The sequence below is a fragment of the Embleya sp. NPDC020630 genome (assembly GCF_044334985.1).
Taxonomy (GTDB): domain Bacteria; phylum Actinomycetota; class Actinomycetes; order Streptomycetales; family Streptomycetaceae; genus Embleya.
Map to the genome: position 1 here is coordinate 93471 of NZ_JBIRUB010000012.1, position 16240 is coordinate 109710.

At 71.4% G+C, this 16240-nt stretch carries 16 protein-coding genes; 9 read left to right on the plus strand and 7 right to left on the minus strand.

Translation table 11 applies throughout. The annotated features are described in order from the left end of the window. Nucleotides 1-80: 80 nt before the first annotated feature. On the plus strand, nt 81-1547 hold the full coding sequence (locus ACH4XV_RS32905; RefSeq protein WP_395795973.1) for a serine hydrolase domain-containing protein: 1467 nt from the start codon (nt 81-83) through the stop codon (nt 1545-1547). A 10-nt stretch (nt 1548-1557) separates the two neighbouring features. Here the strand turns inward: ACH4XV_RS32905 and ACH4XV_RS32910 are convergent, their stop codons facing one another. After that, entirely contained in the window at nt 1558-2493 is a 936-nt protein-coding gene (locus ACH4XV_RS32910; protein WP_395795974.1) for a 4-hydroxy-tetrahydrodipicolinate synthase family protein, read from the minus strand. 72 nt (nt 2494-2565) lie between these two features. Here ACH4XV_RS32910 and ACH4XV_RS32915 point away from each other — a divergent pair, with 72 nt between their 5' ends. Beyond that, on the plus strand, nt 2566-3471 hold the full coding sequence (locus ACH4XV_RS32915; RefSeq protein WP_395795975.1) for a LysR family transcriptional regulator: 906 nt from the start codon (nt 2566-2568) through the stop codon (nt 3469-3471). Between the two features lie 52 nt (nt 3472-3523). On the opposite strand, the gene ACH4XV_RS32920 is transcribed toward ACH4XV_RS32915, so the two are convergent. After that, entirely contained in the window at nt 3524-4420 is an 897-nt protein-coding gene (locus tag ACH4XV_RS32920; RefSeq protein ID WP_395795976.1) for a LysR family transcriptional regulator, read from the minus strand. A gap of 106 nt (nt 4421-4526) precedes the next feature. On the opposite strand from ACH4XV_RS32920, the gene ACH4XV_RS32925 reads away from it, so the two are divergent. Then, nucleotides 4527-5510 carry an EamA family transporter gene (locus ACH4XV_RS32925; RefSeq protein WP_395795977.1) on the plus strand — a complete coding sequence of 328 codons (984 nt, stop codon included), beginning with the start codon at nt 4527-4529 and terminating at the stop codon, nt 5508-5510. A gap of 10 nt (nt 5511-5520) precedes the next feature. Here ACH4XV_RS32925 and ACH4XV_RS32930 read toward each other — a convergent pair whose 3' ends face one another. Further along, a complete protein-coding gene (locus ACH4XV_RS32930; RefSeq protein ID WP_395796105.1) occupies nt 5521-6108 on the minus strand; it encodes a TetR/AcrR family transcriptional regulator C-terminal domain-containing protein in 588 nt (195 codons plus the stop codon). A gap of 45 nt (nt 6109-6153) precedes the next feature. Between ACH4XV_RS32930 and ACH4XV_RS32935 the strand changes: the two genes are divergently transcribed. Genes ACH4XV_RS32935 through ACH4XV_RS32950 form a run of 4 tightly spaced genes read left to right on the plus strand, consistent with a single transcriptional unit; the run spans nt 6154 to nt 8219 of the window. Further along, nucleotides 6154-6774: a CocE/NonD family hydrolase gene (locus ACH4XV_RS32935; protein ID WP_395795978.1), complete on the plus strand. Its 621-nt coding sequence runs from the start codon at nt 6154-6156 to the stop codon at nt 6772-6774. 26 nt (nt 6775-6800) lie between these two features. After that, on the plus strand, nt 6801-6980 hold the full coding sequence (locus tag ACH4XV_RS32940; protein WP_380012165.1) for a ribbon-helix-helix protein, CopG family: 180 nt from the start codon (nt 6801-6803) through the stop codon (nt 6978-6980). Between the two features lies 1 nt (nt 6981). Next, the gene (locus ACH4XV_RS32945; RefSeq protein WP_395795979.1) at nt 6982-7326 is read left to right on the plus strand and encodes a VOC family protein; all 345 of its coding nucleotides are present in this window, start codon (nt 6982-6984) and stop codon (nt 7324-7326) included. A gap of 32 nt (nt 7327-7358) precedes the next feature. Continuing rightward, entirely contained in the window at nt 7359-8219 is an 861-nt protein-coding gene (locus ACH4XV_RS32950) for a class I SAM-dependent methyltransferase (protein WP_395795980.1), read from the plus strand. A 43-nt stretch (nt 8220-8262) separates the two neighbouring features. On the opposite strand, the gene ACH4XV_RS32955 is transcribed toward ACH4XV_RS32950, so the two are convergent. Beyond that, the gene (locus ACH4XV_RS32955; protein ID WP_395795981.1) at nt 8263-9219 is read right to left on the minus strand and encodes a hypothetical protein; all 957 of its coding nucleotides are present in this window, start codon (nt 9217-9219) and stop codon (nt 8263-8265) included. 202 nt (nt 9220-9421) lie between these two features. Here ACH4XV_RS32955 and ACH4XV_RS32960 point away from each other — a divergent pair, with 202 nt between their 5' ends. Next, nucleotides 9422-9811 carry a DUF1801 domain-containing protein gene (locus ACH4XV_RS32960; protein ID WP_395795982.1) on the plus strand — a complete coding sequence of 130 codons (390 nt, stop codon included), beginning with the start codon at nt 9422-9424 and terminating at the stop codon, nt 9809-9811. A 6-nt stretch (nt 9812-9817) separates the two neighbouring features. Here ACH4XV_RS32960 and ACH4XV_RS32965 read toward each other — a convergent pair whose 3' ends face one another. Then, nucleotides 9818-11770 (minus strand): LamG-like jellyroll fold domain-containing protein, encoded by a 1953-nt coding sequence (locus ACH4XV_RS32965; protein WP_395795983.1) that lies wholly within the window; start codon nt 11768-11770, stop codon nt 9818-9820. A 166-nt stretch (nt 11771-11936) separates the two neighbouring features. Further along, on the minus strand, nt 11937-12527 hold the full coding sequence (locus tag ACH4XV_RS32970; protein WP_395795984.1) for an HAD family hydrolase: 591 nt from the start codon (nt 12525-12527) through the stop codon (nt 11937-11939). A gap of 187 nt (nt 12528-12714) precedes the next feature. On the opposite strand from ACH4XV_RS32970, the gene thrS reads away from it, so the two are divergent. Next, the gene (thrS, locus tag ACH4XV_RS32975; RefSeq protein WP_395795985.1) at nt 12715-13947 is read left to right on the plus strand and encodes a threonine--tRNA ligase; all 1233 of its coding nucleotides are present in this window, start codon (nt 12715-12717) and stop codon (nt 13945-13947) included. Between the two features lie 67 nt (nt 13948-14014). On the opposite strand, the gene gyrB is transcribed toward thrS, so the two are convergent. After that, nucleotides 14015-16021 (minus strand): DNA topoisomerase (ATP-hydrolyzing) subunit B, encoded by a 2007-nt coding sequence (gyrB, locus tag ACH4XV_RS32980; protein ID WP_395795986.1) that lies wholly within the window; start codon nt 16019-16021, stop codon nt 14015-14017. Between the last annotated feature and the right edge of the window lie 219 nt (nt 16022-16240).

Below are 16240 nucleotides of genomic sequence, written 5' to 3' on the forward strand. Positions count from 1 at the left end.
ACGATTCGACCGCCGCGCACGCTGCCTAGCGTGAGCGCTCCCCGCGGCAGACCGCCGCCCTTCGAGGAGGTGCCCGACCCATGGGACGACCCACCCCGCCCGATGCCGCCACGCCGGCTTCCGGCCGCTCGGACCGCTCGGCCGCGGCGGGCTCGACCACGCCGCTGCCGACCGCCGAAGACCTGCGGACGCGCCTGGCGGAGCTGGTCGAGAAGTCGGGGATCCCCGGGGCGAGCCTCGCGGTCCGGGTCGGCGATCGTACTGTGGCCACCGCGGTGGGCGTGCTCGACGTCGAGACGGAGTACCCGGCGACCACCGACTCGGTCTTCCAGATCGGCTCCATCACCAAGGTGTGGACCACGACCCTGGTGATGCAACTGGTCGACGAGGGCCTGATCGACCTCGACGTCCCGGTCCGTACCTACATCCCCGACCTGCGACTCGTCGACGAGGACGCCGCCGCACGGATGACGACTCGTCATCTCCTGTGCCACACCGCGGGTTTCGAGGGCGAACTGTTCGACGACCACGGCAACGGCGACGACTCCCTCGCCCGTCTGGTGGCCAGTCTGGCCACGGTCGGCGAGCAACTGTTCCCGCCCGGCGAGACGTTCTCGTACTCCAACGCCGGATTCGACCTGCTCGGCCGCATCGTCGAGGTGTGCACGGGAGTGACCTGGGAGCAGGCGCTGCGCGATCGCATCGTCGCCCCGCTCGGTCTGACGCATGTGGCCAACAACGCGACCGAGTCGATTCTGCTGCGCAGCGCGATCGGACACATCGGCCGCCCCGACGGCACCAACGTGAAGGCGCCGGTGCACCACACCGACCGCAACGGCGCACCGTCCGGCTCGGCGCTCGCCATGACCGCGACGGACCTGCTCGAATTCGCCGCCGCGCACATCCGGCTCGGGCAACTCCCGGATGGAAAGCGACTGTTGTCCGAGGAGTCGGCGCGGGCGATGCGCGAGCCGCAGATCGAGATCGGCGGCGACGGCGCGTTCGGCGCGCGGCTGTGGGGCCTCGGCTGGATCCTGTACGACTGGTCCGGCGGCGAGGTCATCGGCCACGACGGCGGAACCATCGGCCAGGGCGCGATGTTGCGTGTGGTGCCGGAACGTGACGTCTCGATCGCGCTGTTGACCAACGGCGGTGCCCTGTACGGCGTGTACGACCTGATCTGCGAACTCCTCGAAACCCTCGCCGACGTGCGCCCGCCGGCGCCGGCGCTCCCGCCCGCCGAGCCGCCGGCCGTCGACACGAGCTACCTGGTCGGCAGTTACGCGTCACCCGCGCAGCGGTTCGACATCGCCGAGACCGAGGACGGGCTGGTCGCCACCACGCGGCTGCTCGGCAAGCTGGGCGCGCTGTTGGGCGACGACACGGTGACCATGCGGGTGGTGCCGACGAGCGAGCGCATGCTGATCAGCACCGAGGCGGCGGGCGGACGGCACCAGCAGTTCCTCTTCCTCGGCGAGGGCGAGCGGGCCGAATTCCTGCACGTGGGCCGGGCGATGCGCCGCATTCCGGACGCCGGGGCCGAGTAGCCGCGGCCGGCTATAGGTCGGCGAGGAGCTTGTGGGCCTCGTCGACCGCCTCGAGGCCGGCCGGCAGCAGGGGCAGACGCACGTTCGGGGTCGGGATACGGCCCTGGGCGTGCAGCACGCCCTTGATCACGGTGGGGTTCGGTTCGCGGAAGAGCGCGGCCGCCAGTCGGGCCAGGGCGTGCCCGAGCGGCCGGGCCCGGTCGAGGTCGCCGCGCTGCCAGGCGGCGGTCAGTTCGACGAAGCGGTCCGTGGCCACATGTGCCGAGGCGAGTACGCCACCGGACGCGCCGAGCGCGAGCAGGGGCGACAGGAACGGGTCGTCGCCGACCAGGACCGCGAAATCGGCCGGGAGGTCACCGAGCAGGTCCACCGTCTCGCCGTCGATACCGCCCTGCGCGAGCTTGACCCCGACCACGCCGGGAAGCCGGCCCAGCGCGCGCAGCGTGGCCGCGTCGAGGGGTCGGCCGGTGCGGTACGGGACGTGATACACGACCAGCGGCAGCGGAGCGGCCTCCGCCAAGTGGGTGAAGTGCGCCAGTACGCCGGCCTGCGAGGGGCGGCTGAAGTACGGCACGGGCACCAGCGCGGCGGCGGCCTCCGGCCGGTGCGCGAGGTCGGCGAGCGCGCGGTCACTGGCCCGGGTGTCGTTGCCGCCGGCGCCGATCACCAGGACCGCGTCGCGCTCCGCGCAGACGCGGGCGCAGACGTCGATCACGGTGGTGCGCTCGTCGGGGTCGAGCGTGGCCGCCTCCGCGGTCGTGCCCAAGGCGACGAGGCCGGTCGCGCCCGCGGCCAGGACGGAGTGGGCCAGGTCCGCGAGCGCGTCCACCGCGATGCGGCCGTCGGCGGCGAAGGGGGTGACGAGCGGGACGAGGATTCCGGTCAGGGGTGTACGCCGTTGCCGAGTCTGCGGAGTCTGCCGATTTTGCCGTGTTTGCCGAGTCATGAATACGAGGGTGGCCCGCCCCGATCACGCAGGTCCAGTTCACATTCGTGAAGCCGAGCGTAAGCTGAGCCGATGCTCGACGTCCGCCGCCTGCGCCTGCTGCGCGAACTGTCCCTGCGCGGCACGATCGCCGCCGTCGCCGAAGCCCTCGCGTTCACCCCTTCGGCGGTCTCCCAGCAGCTCGCCACCCTCGAACGCGAGGCGGGCGTCCCGCTCCTCGAACGCACCGGACGACGGGTCACCCTCACCCCGGCCGGGCACACCCTGGTCGGTCACGCCGAGGCCGTGCTGGCCCGCCTGGAGCAGGCCGCGGCGGAGCTGGCGGACACCCGCCGCGGCCCGGCCGGACCCCTGCGGATCGGCGCCTTCCCGACCGCGACCCGGGCGATGATCCTCCCGGCCCTCACCTCGCTCGTGGACCGCCATCCGGGCCTGGAGCCGATGGTGGTGGAGATCGACCCGGCCCGGGTCGCGGACGCGTTGCGCGCGGGCGACCTGGACGTCGCGCTGATCCACGAATACGACTTCGTCCCGACGGTCGCCGAACCGGGCATCGCCACAAGCCCGTTGTGCACCGAACCGATGTACCTGGCCGACCAATCCCCACCGCCCGCGGGCACCCCCACCGACTCGGTGCTCGCCGGTTGCCGGAACTCCCCCTGGATCACCGCCACTCCGGGCACGTTGTGCCACGCGATGACCATCCGCGCCTGCCAGGCCGCCGGCTTCACCCCGCATGTCCGCCACCAGGTCGACGACTTCACCACGGTGCTGTCCCTGGTCGCCGCCGCCCAGGGCGTAGCGGTCGTCCCCCACCTGGGCATCCCCACCCCCACCCCCGCCGTATCCCTCACCCGCCTCCCCCTCCACCGCCGCACCAAAATCGCCCACCGAGAGGGCGCCACCCACCACCCGGCCGTCCTGGCGGCCACCAGAGCCCTGCAATCCTCCCTCCCCACCGCACTCACCCCCACGTGATCGCCACCGTGAGCCGCGCCGAGCCGGCGTTCGATGGCGGTGATCGTCCCGGTCACTGCCGGAAGCCGGCGCGTTGGCGTAGCAGGGTTGTCATCAGGGCCAACGGGGGCCAGTTCAGGCGGCCTTGGCGGGCCACCGCTCGGGCGCGCATCTCGACGGGCGGGGCGGTGAGGGGGATCAGCCGTACGCCGGGGGCCACGGTCGTGTCCAGGGGCAGCAGGCCCACGCCGAGGCCGGCCGCGATCATGCCCTGGACCAGGTCGAGGCTGTCGGCCTGGTGCGTCACCCGAGGGGTGAAGCCCACCATCGAGGCGAGCGTACGGATCACCGTCTCGTCGGCGGTGTTGCGGGAGTTGACGATCCAGTCGTGGGTGTCGAAGCGGCCGAAGACGTCGAGCGTCGTGCCCTCGCTCGCGTCGGCGTCGGCCGGGACGCCCAGCCCCCAGCGCGCGGTCCACAGCGGCGTGGCCCGCACCGTCGGATCCTCGGCCGCCGGCGCCAGGTTGTAGTCGTAGGCCAGTGCCAGGTCGGTGGCGTCCTCGGCCAGCAATGCCAGCGCCTCGGCCGGTTCGTGTTCGCGGATCAGCACGTGCACGCGCGGATGGCTCACCGCCAACTCCCCGACCACCGGCAGCAGATGGGCCCGGATCGCGGTGGCGTACCCGGCGATCCGCAGTGTGCCGTTGGGCTCCGCGCCGGGCGACAGGTCGTGCTGCGCCGCCTCGACGGCGGCGAGGATGGTCACCGCGTGCTCGGCCAGCCGGCGCCCGGCCGGGGTGAGCCGGACCCGGCGCCCCTGCGGCTCGATCAGCGCGGCGCCCATGTCCCGGGACAACACCGCGATCTGCTGCGAGACGGTCGAGGTGGTCGTGTTCAACACGTCCGCGACCGCGCGCATCGACCCGAGTCGGGCCAGTTCCACCAGCACCTGCAGGCGTCGGGTCTCCATGCGTCGTTCTCCGAGGTTCCACGCTGCGAATCGTCCACGATTCGTGAACGATATCTTTCGGATCGGCACGTGGACACGAACGATACGCCGGGCCTCTACTTGGCGCATGAGCATTCCGGATCCCCGCACCCGCCCCGAGATCGGGCGTCCCACCGGCGGTCGGCCGAGGCTGCCCGACGCCGCGACCGGGGCGTTGATGGCCGTCGCCGCGATGTCCACCGTGCAGCTCGGACTGGCCCTTTCCGTGCCGCTGATCGACGACCTCGGCGCCCTCGGTACGGTCGCCCTGCGACTCGCGTGGGCCGGGGTGCTCCTGCTGGTCCTGGTCCGACCGCGGCCGCGCGACTTCGGCGGTCGGGACCTGTGGGCGTGCACCATGCTCGGCGTGGTGAGCGGGTGCCTGATGGTGTTCTTCATGCTCGCCGTCGCGCGCCTGCCGCTGGGCACCGCGAGCGCGCTGGAATTCCTCGGCCCCCTGGCCGTGTCCCTGTACGGCTCGGGCGGCGGGCGGCGGCGCTGGACCGCCCTGGCCGGAGCCGGCGTCGTACTGCTCACCGAACCCTGGCACGCCGGCATCGATCCGCTGGGTCTGGCCTTCGCGCTGGCCGCCGCGGCCTGCTGGGCGGCGTACATACTGCTGACCCAACACGTCGGCGACCGGGTCACCGGCCTGAGCGGACTGGCCGTCTCGATGCCCGTGGCCGGACTCGTCGCCCTCATCGCCGCCGCACCGACCGGCCTGGGTCGGGTGACCTGGCACCTGGCGCTGATCATGCTGGGGCTGGCCGCGCTCAGCGCCGTACTGCCGTTCAGCCTCGAATTCCTCGCACTGCGCCGGCTGACCACCTCCGCGTTCGGCACGCTGATGAGCCTGGAGCCGGCGATCGCGCTCCTGATGGGCCTGGTGGTCCTCGACCAGATACCCGGCGCGGTCCCGGCCGCCGGCGTCGTCTTCGTGGTCCTCGCCGGCATCGGCGCCACCCGCACCGGCGCCCGAACCACCGCGCCGGAACCCGCCCACCCGGCCGACCCGCATCCCGTCCCGCGTCCCGACCCGTATCCCGACCCGCAGGTCCGCGTGGCCGGATAGCGGCAGCCCGCTACCCCTCGCGCGCGGCGCGCGTCGCGGCCAGTCCGTCCAGGAGGTGTCCCAGGAATCGATCGAACGTCGCGTCCGGGTCGGCGGACCGGGCCGGTTCCGCCAGGGTCCGGGCCAGGCGCGGATGGTCCGGGCTCGCGGCGACCGCGCGCAGGTAGCGGCCCCGGGCCTCGGCCAGTTCGCCAGTCGTCCGCCCGGCGCGCACCGCGGCACGATCCCGGGCGACCTCGTAGCCGACGTGGCTCGCCACGAATCCCGTCACCAGGCTGAACACTTCGAGCGGGCCCTGCCCGTCGAACCCGGCCGGTTCGAGCACGGCGAGCGCGTGTTCCGTGAAGGCGAGCGTGTTGGGGCCGAGCGTCTGCTGCTCCTGCAGGGCCGCCGGCAACCATGGATGACGAAGCATCAGATCGCGTTGGGCATGCGCCATGGCGCGCAGATCCGCGGTCCAGGCCCCCGTCGGCGCGGGCGGAGTGGGCTGGTCGCCGGCCACCCGGTCGATCATCAGCTCCAGCAGGGTCTCCTTGTTCGGCACGTAGGAGTACAGCGACATCACCCCGACGCCGATGCGCGCCGCGACGCCGCGCATGGTCACCGCGGCGAGCCCGTCGGCGGCGCCGACGAGTGGCGCGACATGGCGGACTGGCCGCCGGCCGAGGCGGTGGCGCAGCGCCGGTACATCGCCGCCGACGGCACGCTGAGCTGCGAGCCCGGCGCGGCCGCGGCGCCCGCGGTCCTGCGCTACGACCCCGCCGACCCGACCCCCTCCGTCGGCGGCGCGACGCTCTCGCCCAAGGCCGGACCCCGGGACAACACCGCGTTGGAGGCCCGCGACGATGTGCTGACGTTCACCACACCGCCGCTGACCGAACCACTGGAGGTCTGCGGTCCGGTGTCGGCGGACCTGTACGCGGCCACCGGCACCGACCACATCGACGTCTTCGCCCGCCTGTGCGACGTGGACGAACGCGGCCGGTCCACGAACGTGTGCGACGGCATCCTCCGGCTGACCCCGAACGGCTCCACCCCGGCGCGGATCACCGTCGCGCTGAGCCCCACCGCGTACCGCTTCGGGTCCGGCCATCGCGTCCGCCTCCAGCTGAGCGGCGGCGCCCACCCGCGCTTCGCCCGTAACACCGGATCGGGGGAACCCGCCCACACCGCGCGGGAGATCGTGCCCACGAGCGTGGAATTCCACCCGGGATCGGCCCTCGTCCTGCCCGTCGTGCCGACCCGAAGCCGAACCGACTGTTAGATTGCTAGCGTGCTAGCATTCCTCTCGTGGGTGACGAGGATGTGAAGCAGTTCAACGTGTATCTGCCGATCTCACTGATCAAGCAGGTCAAACACCGTGCCATCGAGTCGGAGCTGTCGCTGTCGGCGCTGGTCGCCGCCGCGCTGCGCGCCTACCTCGACGACACCCCGGGTGAACGAGAGCCATCGTCCGAAAAGGAGAGCTGACATGACGACCGAGGGCATCGAAGCCGTGTTCCTGGAGACGCACAACTGGGGCAAGGCCGCCAAGTTCTTCCAGGGACTGGGCTACGAGTTGGAGTTCTCGACCGGGCACAACTCCGGCCAACTGCGCAACGGCGAGGGGCCGTTCGTATTCATCGCCGAGGTGCCCGAGACCCGGGAGCCCGGGATGCGGCTGGTCCTGCGGGTACCCGACGAGGACACGTTCCGGCCCGCCGACGGGGTCGAGGTGGTCACCCCGTTCGAGGACACCCATTACGGGACCAGGGAGATGACCGTCCGCGACCCCGACGGGCGGGAGTGGACCCTGTCGGCGCCGGCCCGGCCGTGAACACCTCCGACGTCGACCGAACGGAGCGACCCGTGCCCGACGAACGTTTCGCGACGCCGGACAACACGGCGCTGCGGGTGGCCCTGTGGCGGGCCCTGCACCTGCGCCTCGATCCGGCGCCGCACGTCTTCGAGGACGAGATCGGCCTGCGCATCGCCGATCCCGACCCGGACTGGCGCGAGCGGCCGGACATGGATCCGGACCTGACCCGCTGGTTCCGGGCCGCGATCGTGGCCCGGGCCCGCTTCATCGACGACCTGGTGATCGAACAGGTCGAGCGCGGAGCGGAGCAATATCTCGTCCTCGGCGCCGGACTGGACACCTTCGTCCAGCGTCGACCGGAAGTCGCGGCCCGGATAAGCGTGTTCGAGGTCGACCAACCCGGCCCCCAGGCGTGGAAGCGTCGGCGACTGGAGGAACTCGGCTACGGCGTCCCGGACCGACTGCACCTGGTGCCGGTCGACTTCGAGTCGGGCGCCTCGTGGTGGGACGAGCTGACCGCCGCCGGATTCGACCCGACCCGGCCGACCGTGGTGGCCTCGACGGGCGTCGCCCTGTATCTGACCAGGCAGGCCAACACCGACACGCTGCGCCGGCTCGCGTCGCTGGCCCCGGGCTCCACGCTGGCCATGACGTTCCAACTGCCGCCGGAACTCCTCGACTCCGAGGAACATCGCGCCGCGTTCCGGATCGCGATCGAGGGGGCCGAGGCGGCCGGGACGCCGTTCGTCAGCTTCTACCCGCCGGAGGAACTCCCGGAGTCGGCCCGTGAGGTCGGTTTCGCCACCGCCCGACACGTGTCGGCGGCCGAGCTCAACGAGCGCTACTTCGCGCATCGCGCGGACGGACTGCGCACCTCCAGCGGCGAGGAGCTGCTGGTGGCGACCACCTGACCGGGCTCTGGGGCGCCCGCGTTCGCGGATACGGACGCTCCGCTCAGCGGCGCGGGCAGCCTCGGGTGGCCTCGGTGTGCGAACGCTCGAAGAACGTTCGGCCGCCGCCGTAGCTCCACGGGAGATGGAAGCCGTGGTGGTCGGTGGCGTCGAACCGCATCGCGAGTTCGGACCAGCGCTGCGATTTGGCCAGGGCGTAGCCGAGCGCGCTGTGATCGGACAGCGCGCTCGGCGGGCGGGGCGAGCCGTCGACCGGGTAGCGGTCCAGGGCGGTGTCCAGGTCGCGCTGCCGGGACTCGGCGAGCCAGAAGGCCGTGTCGTCGGCGGCGCCGTCCCCGCTGCCGTGCGTGTGCAGCGCGTACTCGATGTGCGCCTCGACCACGAGGATCACCAGGGGCGAGCCGTCGGGCGCCTCGGCCGCGGCCGTGCGGGCGAACGTGTACATCTCGTCGTGCGATCCGCACCATTTCTCGCACAGGTACTGCAATGCCGCGTCGTGCCCGGCACGGTGGTACGGATCGCGCTCGCGCAACGCCGCCCATCGGGCGTCGAACACATCGCGCGCGACACCGAGTCCGCGGCAGACCCACAACCACGAGACCCACGGGGTGGGATCGTCGCCGGCGGCCTCGGTCGCGAGCAGACAGGCACGGTCGGCGTCGGCCAACAATGCCCGAAAATCGGCGAATTGCCGTCCGCCGGTGAGACTCGCCTGCTTCGCGGCGCGCGCGTTCCAGGCCGCGCGCACCATGGCGGCGGCCATCACCACCAGCGGGTCCGCCGATTCGGGGCGCTCCGCGCGCCACTTCCACACCCATTCGGGGTGCAGCGCGGCCGCCTCGCCCAACGCGGTCACGGCGACCACCCGCCGTGCCCAGTCCCGTCCCACCCGCTCCAATAACGCGGCGGCCGGTGTGAAATCGCCGTTGCGCGCAAGGGTCTGCGCGACCGCGCGGACCTCGGCATCGTCGAGCGCGGCGTCCGACACGAACACAGGCACCGGCGCCGACGATCGCGGCGAGGTGAAACGACCCCAAGCTGACATGGGCAAGGATCCTATGCGCCATCCCGACCCTCGGTCAGGGGGAGCGGGCGGGAATCGTGGAACGTCCACCCGCAGCGTGCGCGAACACTGGAGGCCGCGCTCCTCGCGGCCGGCCGGTACGGCGTTACGGGCGACGCTTCGGCTACCGTTACGGGCCATGACGTATGTCACCGACCCGCGGGTCGACACCTACATCGACGCCCTGCCCGAGTGGCAACAGATCATTTGTCGCGAGGTCCGGGACCTGGTGCACGCCGCCGACGACGAGGTGGTCGAGACCATCAAGCGCACCGTCCGGCCCTACTTCGTCCTCCAGGGCAACATCTGCGCACTGCTCGCGGCCAAGGACCACGTCAACGTGTTCCTGTATGACGGCGCCATCGTCCCCGACCCCGAGGGGATCATCACCGGCGGCCACGACAACAAGACCGCCCGCACGGTGGCCGTCCGCGAGGGCGAGACCATCAACGGTCCCGCCCTCAAGGCGATGTTCGAGCAGATCATCGCCAACAACCGCGCGGGCGGTTGGCGCAGGCTCAAGCGGTAACGGCCGTCACCTCGCCGGTTGGCGACCGATCATGAAGGCGTCCGGGCGCAGCGCGCGATCGACGATGCGCACGTCGCCCACCCAGGCGTTGACGGTCTGGTCGAGCTTGCCGTCGTACGCGTAACCGCCCAGCATCCAGGGGAGGTTGAGCGTGGTCAGGCCGTTCGCGCGGGCCGTCGGGTTGCGCACCACGGGGCAGCCGTCGATGTACATCGTGGTCTGCCGGGAGTCGTTCACGACGGCGACGTGCCACCACGCGTCCAGGGTCAGTTCGTGGCCCCAGTTGGTGGCCGAGCCGTCGCCGTCGAGCGGGTAGACGCACCACTGGAGTTCGCGCCCGCCCGACAGGCTCAGCGTGACCACCGGCTCCTGCGGGTCGCCCTTGGGCTTGCGCGCCTCGCCGCTCATCCCCCAGCGGCTCAGCAGCGCCGACCACGCGTCCTTGCCGCCGTCCCAGTCGGCGGGCAGCTTGAAGAACGCCTCGACGGTGTATCCGGAGCGGAACGTCGCCCGGTTCAGCGGCGCGTCGTTCGCGGTCTGGAAGTGGCCGCCGCGCAGCGGGGACTTGCCGCCCGCGAGCCGGACGCTGCCGTGCCCGGGCTGGTCCGGGTGGTACTGCCCGGACCAGCTCACCGACCCGGCCGCCGCGCCCGGCGCCGGGATCAGGGTCAGGTCGTTGCCGCGTCCGGACAGGTCCTTGACGCGCTGCCCGCCGGGCACGGGCGCGCCTTCCCGGTGCGAGCCGTCGAAGCGCCAGTAGGCGACGGTGCCGGGCACCACCATGCGGGCGGCCGGACGGGCCGGGCGCTGGGGGATCGGCGCGAAGCCCGCGAACCGCTTGTCGAAGTCGACCGGCACCGAGAAGTAGTCGTCGGGTCCGGTCAACTCCATCTCGCGGCGCTCGAGTTCGTTGAGGTCGCGGCTGTTGCGACCGAGGATCCACGGGGACAGCGTCTCCACGTCGATGGTGTCGCGGTCCAGGTCGAAGTGGTAGAGCCGGATCATCGCGGCGCCGCCGAAGTAGCGGTTCTGGTAGTTGGTGATGTGCAGGTGTACGTCGTTGCCGGCGTCGTTGCGACGCGTGCTGCGGCCGGCCGGCCAGTAGTGGCCGTTGAGGGTGAGGAAGATCTGGTCGTTGCCCTTGATCAGCTCGTCCCACAACCGGCGGCCGTGGTCGGAGAATTCCGCCTCCCGGCCGGGGACGTCGGCGGAAACCAGTTCGTGGCTGGTCAGGATCACCGGCGAATGGGGGTGGTCCGCCATCACCTTGCGCGCCCACGCGATACTCGCGGGCGAGGGCCGCCAGTCCAGGGCGAGGACGAGCCATTCCCGTCCCCCGGCCTGGAACAGGTGGTAGGTGTTGTAGCCGTCCGGGGTGGCCCCGCCGAACGAGCGTTTGCCGCGGAAGCGTTGCGGGCCGAACGTGTCCAGGTACGCGGACCGGCCGCGCCGGTCGTCGGTGTTGGAATCGATGTCGTGGTTGCCCGCCAGCACGCTGTAGGCGACGCCCTTGCGGTCGAGCACCTCGAACGCCCGGCCGATGCCGTCGAATTCGGGCTTGCGGCCGTTTTGGGTGAGGTCGCCCAGGTGCGCCATGAAGACGATGTTGTCCTCGCGCGCGTGCTCCAGGATGTACCGGAAGGACGCCTCGATCGGCGCGGTGGTGATGCTCGGCTCGTCGAACATGTACTGCGTGTCCGGCATCACCACCAGCGTGAATCGCCGACTGTCGCGGTCCGGACGCCACGCCGGCATGCCCTGCGCGTCCACCGGCGCGTCGGCCGCCGCGCCCTCGGCGCCGCCGTCCGTCCCGGCCGCGGCGGCCGGGGAGATGCCGACCGCCCCCACTGCGGCGGCACCGGCTCCGGCCAGCGCCGCGGAGCGCAGGAACGCCCGGCGGGCGGGCCCGGACAGGGGCGTGACGGGCTGGGGACAATCGTTGTCGTGCTGCTCGCACATGGTGCTTCTCCGGCGCAGGCGGGGTGGGGGCATGCGCACGGTATTGGTTGGAAAACCCACGAAGATCATCCACACCGCCAACAACGGCCGACGACCGGGTGAATTCGCCGCCGGCACGCGGCGATGCCCCACCCGCCGTGTCCGCGCCCTCACCCGGAAGGCGGATTCACCCCTGCCGGCTCTGCGGTACCCGCACCGACGCCATGCCCGCGGCGGTGGCCGCCTGGATCCCCATCTCGGTGTCCTCGAAGACCAGACAGTCCGCGGGGGCGACGCCCAGGTGCGCGGCGGCGCGGAGGAACCCCTCGGGGTCGGGCTTGGCCCGCGTGTAGTCCTCGGCGCACACCAGCACGTCGAACCGGTCGAGCAGGCCGAGGGCGTCCAGCGACGAGGTGACCGAGTCGCGGGTGCTGCCGGAGACCACGGCGGTGGGTATCCGGCCGCACGCGTCGTCGATGTGCGCGAGTATCCCCGGTACGGGGGTCAGCTGCGGCAGATACTCCCGAAAGAGCAGTTCCCGCCGGCGGGCGACCGCCTCGACCGGCATGGCCAGACCCTGGTCCGCGTTGAGCGAGGCGATGATGTCCGTCACCGTTCGCCCGCCCCAGGCATAGAACAGGTCCTCGGGGAACGCGCAGTCCCACTCGTCCAGGGCCTGTTTCCAGGCCCGATAGTGCAGCGGCATGGAGTCGGCGATGGTTCCGTCGCAGTCGAACAGGTACGCGCGAAACTCGCCGGGCGGCAGGGAAATGATCATCGGCTCACCGTATACCCGGCCGATCGCCCCTCTGCTACGGTTGCCGGCATGAAGCGCGCTGCCATGATGACGACGACGCCGGAGAGTGTCCCGGCGCGCTGACGGATGTCTTGGTCAAAAAGCCCCGGGGCGAGTGCCCCGGGGCTTCGGCTTGTGGTCACTCGCCCCACATCAGCGAGGAGACCCCATGTACGACCACCGCAGGCTCGGCCGCGAGTTGGACCTGTTCGACACCGACCCGCTGATCGGCGCGGGACTGCCCTACTGGCTGCCCGACGGCGCCACCGTACGGCACACCCTCGAGGAGTACATCCGGGGCGCGGAGCGTCGGGCGGGCTACCGGCACGTCTACTCGCCGGTGCTCGGCAAGCGGGAGTTGTACGAGATCTCGGGCCACTGGTCGCACTACAGCGACGACATGTTCCCGCCGATGGACCTCGGCGGCGAGCAGGTGGTGCTGCGGCCGAGCCTGTGTCCGCACCATGCGGTCATCTACCGCTCCCGCGCCCACAGCTACCGCGAACTTCCGTTGCGGATGGCCGAGTTGGGCGGGATGTTTCGCTCCGAGCTGTCCGGCGTGCTGGGCGGGCTGACCCGGGTGCGGGCGATCCAGCTCAACGACGCGCACATCTTCTGCACCCTCGACCAGGTCACCGACGAGGCGCGGGCCGCGCTGGAGATGATCCGCCGGGCGTACGAGGCGCTCGGCATCGAGGCGAGCCGCTACCGGCTCTCCCTCCCGGGTCCGGGCGGGAAGTACGTCGCCGCGCCGGAGAAGTGGAGTCGGGCCACCGCGTTGTTGCGGGACGTACTCGACCGCTCCGGCCTGCCGTACGAGGCGGCGGAGGGGGAGGCCGCGTTCTACGGCCCCAAGATCGACGTCCAGGTCACCGACGCGGCCGGCCGGGAGTCCACCCTGTCCACCGTCCAGGTCGACTTCCATCAACCCGAGCGGTTCGACCTGCACTACATCGGCGCCGACGGGGCCCGGCATCGGCCGGTGATGATCCACCGCAGCATCATCGGCAGCGTGGAACGGGCCGTGGCCCACCTGATCGAGCAGCACGGCGGGGCCTTTCCCGCCTGGCTCGCGCCGACCCAGGTGGTGGTCCTGCCGATCACCGAGGCCGAGTGGCCGGGCGCCGAGGAGGTGGCCCGCCGCTGCGCCGAGCTCGGACTGCGGGCCGAGGTCGCGGGTCCGGAACGAGGCAGCCTCGGCGCCCGGATCCGGGAGGCGCGACTGGTCCCGTACCAGGCCGTGCTCGGCGCCCGCGAGGCCGCCGCCGACCACGTCGCGCTGCGCCTGCGCGACGGCCGCCGGCTCGACGCGCGACCGGCGGACGACGTACTCGCCCGGATCGCCGTCCTCGTCGCGGCGCACGCGGGCGAACTGTGGGGGGACAAGCACGCCGAGGTGTAGGACCCACGGGAGTCGGGTGCCTCGCGCCGCGAGGGTCGCCGCCGCGCGAGGCACCGACTCCCCCGCGTCAGATGTCCAGGAACCGCACGTCGGCGGCGTTGCGTTGGATGAATCCGCGCCGCGCCTCGACGTCCTCGCCCATCAGGATCGAGAACAGCGCATCGGCCTGTGCGCCGTCCTCCAGCGTGATGCGACCGAGCACCCGGTGGTCGCGGTCCATGGTCGTCACCCGCAACTCCTCCGCGTTCATCTCGCCGAGCCCCTTGAAGCGCTGGATGCTCTCCTCGCGCAGTCGCCTGCCCTCGCGCCGGCCGCGTTCGACGAGCATGTCGCGTTCCCGATCGGCGTAGGCGTACTCGATGTCGCCCCGGCTCCAGGTGATCTTGTACAGCGGCGGGCGGGAGAGGTAGACGTGTCCGGCCTCGATCAGCGGCCGCATGAAGCGGAAGAGGAAGGTCAGGAGCAAGGTGTTGATGTGCCGACCGTCGACGTCGGCGTCGGCCATCAAAATGATCCGGTGGTAGCGCAGCCGGTCGATGTCGAAGTCGTCGTGCACGCCGGTGCCGAAGGCCGAGATGAGGGCTTGGATCTCCTGGTTGTCCAGGATCTTGTCGACGCGGGCCTTCTCCACGTTGAGGATCTTGCCCCGGATGGGCAGGATCGCCTGATACTCGGGATTGCGGCCGGACTTGGCCGAACCGCCGGCGGAGTCGCCCTCGACGATGAAGATCTCGCAGGCGGCCGGATCGGTGGACCGGCAGTCGGCGAGTTTGCCGGGTAGTGCGATGGATTCCACCAGGCTCTTGCGGCGGGTGAGATCACGGGCCTTGCGCGCGGCGAGCCGGGCGGTCCGGGCCTGGACCGCCTTGCGCACGATCTCCGTCGCGTCGACCGGGTTTCGGGCGAACCAATCGGTCAACTGTTCGTGCACGGCCTTGTGTACGTACGTGCGCGCCTCGGTGCTGCCCAGCCTGGTCTTGGTCTGCCCCTCGAACTGCGGCTCGCCCAGCTTGACCGAGACGATCGCGGTCAGTCCCTCGCGAATGTCCTCACCGGGCAGGTTCTCGTCCTTGTCCCGCAACAACCGTCGCTCGCGCGCGTAGCGGTTGACCACGCCGGTCAGCGCGGCGCGGAAACCCTCCTCGTGCATGCCGCCCTCGCGGGTGTGGATGGCGTTGGCGTAGGAATAGACCCCTTCGCTGAACCGGGAGTTCCACTGCATCGCGACCTCGACGGACACCGACTGCCCCGCGTCCTCGGCCCGGATGGAGACGACCGACGGGTGCACCGGCTCGCCCTTGCCGGCGTTGAGGTGGGTGACGAAGTCGATGATGCCGCCCTGATAGCGGTATTCGACGGACCGGGCCGGCTCGTCGGCGCCGGGCGGGCGTGCGCCGTGGCGTTCGTCGGTCAGAGTCAGGGTCAGGCCCCTGGTGAGGAAGGCCATCTCCTGGAGGCGACGGGCCAGGGTCTCGAACGAGTACTCGGTGCTCTCGAACACGTCCGGGTCGGCCCGGAAGGTGAGCGAGGTGCCGGTGTCGGAGACGGCCTCGTGCCGGACCAGTTCGGTGACGGGCACACCCCTGCGGTAGTCCTGGGTCCACCGCCGGCCGTCGGTGCGGATCTCCACCGACAGGTGCGTGGACAGCGCGTTGACCACGGACAACCCGACACCGTGCAACCCGCCGGAGACCGCGTAGCCGCCACCTCCGAACTTGCCGCCCGCGTGCAGCACGGTCAGCACCAGTTCCACGGCCGGTAGCCCCTTCTCCGGGTGCAGCCCGACCGGGATCCCGCGCCCGTTGTCCACCACCCGCACGGCGCCGTCGCCCAAGAGCGTGACATCGATGCGATCCGCGACACCGGCGAGGGCCTCGTCGACGGAGTTGTCCACGATCTCCTGCACCATGTGATGCAGCCCGCGCTCGCCGGTCGAGCCGATGTACATCCCCGGTCGGCGGCGCACCGCGTCCAGCCCGTCCAACACGGTGATCGCGCCGGCGTCGTACGCCGGGCCCTGCCTCCCGCCGCCGTCGGACGACGCGACGGCGGAAAGGCTGCCGGAATCAGTCACAAGGCTCTCTTTTCTGGCATCACGAATCACGCTCCCACCGCGATGGCGGGAGCGGTCGTGTCGTCGGGTGATACACCGGCCCCGGACAGGCCGAACAAGCCCCGGGGCGCGCAGATTTCCTCGCCTCGAGAACTGGTCCAGGATACCGAATGTTGGCCCGAACACCAGGTCTTCAGAGCCTCTATACGCCTTTATGAGCGCCTGAAATCCCATGAGCCA

What these genes read in the sequence shown, in the direction of transcription:
- ACH4XV_RS32910 (WP_395795974.1), bottom strand. Translation starts at nt 2,493, where the DNA reads ATGACTCGGCAAACACGGCAAAATCGGCAGACTCCGCAGACTCGGCAA.
- ACH4XV_RS32935 (WP_395795978.1), top strand. Translation starts at nt 6,154, where the DNA reads ATGGCGGACTGGCCGCCGGCCGAGGCGGTGGCGCAGCGCCGGTACATC.
- ACH4XV_RS32970 (WP_395795984.1), bottom strand. Translation starts at nt 12,527, where the DNA reads ATGATCATTTCCCTGCCGCCCGGCGAGTTTCGCGCGTACCTGTTCGAC.
- ACH4XV_RS32960 (WP_395795982.1), top strand. Translation starts at nt 9,422, where the DNA reads ATGACGTATGTCACCGACCCGCGGGTCGACACCTACATCGACGCCCTG.
- ACH4XV_RS32965 (WP_395795983.1), bottom strand. Translation starts at nt 11,770, where the DNA reads ATGTGCGAGCAGCACGACAACGATTGTCCCCAGCCCGTCACGCCCCTG.
- ACH4XV_RS32915 (WP_395795975.1), top strand. Translation starts at nt 2,566, where the DNA reads ATGCTCGACGTCCGCCGCCTGCGCCTGCTGCGCGAACTGTCCCTGCGC.
- ACH4XV_RS32930 (WP_395796105.1), bottom strand. Translation starts at nt 6,108, where the DNA reads ATGCGCGGCGTCGCGGCGCGCATCGGCGTCGGGGTGATGTCGCTGTAC.
- ACH4XV_RS32920 (WP_395795976.1), bottom strand. Translation starts at nt 4,420, where the DNA reads ATGGAGACCCGACGCCTGCAGGTGCTGGTGGAACTGGCCCGACTCGGG.
- ACH4XV_RS32945 (WP_395795979.1), top strand. Translation starts at nt 6,982, where the DNA reads ATGACGACCGAGGGCATCGAAGCCGTGTTCCTGGAGACGCACAACTGG.
- thrS (WP_395795985.1), top strand. Translation starts at nt 12,715, where the DNA reads ATGTACGACCACCGCAGGCTCGGCCGCGAGTTGGACCTGTTCGACACC.
- ACH4XV_RS32925 (WP_395795977.1), top strand. Translation starts at nt 4,527, where the DNA reads ATGAGCATTCCGGATCCCCGCACCCGCCCCGAGATCGGGCGTCCCACC.
- ACH4XV_RS32905 (WP_395795973.1), top strand. Translation starts at nt 81, where the DNA reads ATGGGACGACCCACCCCGCCCGATGCCGCCACGCCGGCTTCCGGCCGC.